Annotated in this window: 2 protein-coding genes; one reads left to right on the forward strand and one right to left on the reverse strand. The window is 49.7% G+C overall.

The window, feature by feature from the left end; genetic code table 11:
• A partial coding sequence (locus ACOTX3_RS26055; protein WP_205245564.1) for a hypothetical protein occupies positions 1 to 188 on the reverse strand: 188 nt, incomplete at its 3' end.
• A gap of 128 nt (positions 189 to 316) precedes the next feature.
• Here ACOTX3_RS26055 and ACOTX3_RS26060 point away from each other — a divergent pair.
• On the forward strand, positions 317 to 1,156 hold an 840-nt coding region (locus ACOTX3_RS26060), incomplete at its 3' end, for a glutathione-independent formaldehyde dehydrogenase (protein ID WP_421635002.1).

Genomic DNA, 1,156 nt, shown 5'->3' on the forward strand with positions numbered 1-1,156 from the left:
CTAGGGTTACCTAATTCACCTATGTCTACTTCTGGCACAATGCAGAAATGAGATAGATTTACTTTATCCGCTTCTCGCTCAAAGCTGTCCGTAATCCCCTGCCTGCTTAAAAAAACCGGATTAACGTGTGATGTTTTTACGTTTTCCAGGCAGCCTTCATCGGTAAGTACCTGTCTTACAGACTTCAATGCACTTAGTTAAGAAACATCCTAATCGTCCTTTCGCCGATCGCGAGATCTGTTATGGCAGCTAAACTCGATTGATACCCCAATCCGCCGGGCAGCATTTCCTTTCCGCACGCAAGAAGGAGAAGATCATGAAAGCAGTAATTTACAACGGTCCTTATGATGTAAAAGTAAAAGACGTACCGGATGCGAAAATTGTCCGCCCCACGGATGTACTCGTCCGCATCACCACCACCAACATTTGTGGGTCGGACTTGCACATGTATGAGGGCCGGACCAGCTTTGAACAGGGACGGATTCTGGGTCACGAAAACCTGGGTGAAGTGGTCGAAATTGGCTCAGGCGTTGAACGTATTAAGGTGGGCGACTATGTTTGTCTGCCGTTTAACGTGGGATGTGGTTTTTGCGAAAACTGTGAAAAAGGTCTGACCGGCTTTTGTCTCACTACCAATCCGGGTTCGGCAGGCGCAGCTTATGGTTTTGCTGAAATGGGTCCCTGGGAGGGGGGGCAGGCGGAACTGCTTCGGGTGCCATTTGCCGACTTTAACTGCCTTGTTCTTCCCCCTGATGCGGCAGAAAAAGAAGATGATTATGTGATGCTCTCTGACATTTTTCCTACCGGCTGGCATGCAACAGAACTTGCCGGATTGAAGCCTGGTGAAAGCGTGGCCATTTATGGCGCGGGGCCGGTCGGTTTGATGGCAGCTCATTCGGCGATCATTAAAGGTGCTTCACAGGTGTTTGTGGTTGATACGCACACAGACCGGTTGGCTCTGGCTGAAAAAATGGGGGCGACGGGCATCAATGCTACTGGCGATGAAGCTGTACAAAAAATTCTCGACCTGACGGATGGACGCGGTACGGATTGTGGCTGCGAATGTGTTGGCTATCAGTGCTGTAACAAACATGGCCATGAAGATAACTCTGTCACCATGAACAGTCTTGTTGCGTCGACGAAAGCAACCGGGGGA

The organism is Enterobacter cloacae complex sp. IR5384, assembly GCF_049237265.1.
GTDB classification, from domain to species: Bacteria; Pseudomonadota; Gammaproteobacteria; order Enterobacterales; family Enterobacteriaceae; genus Enterobacter; species Enterobacter cloacae.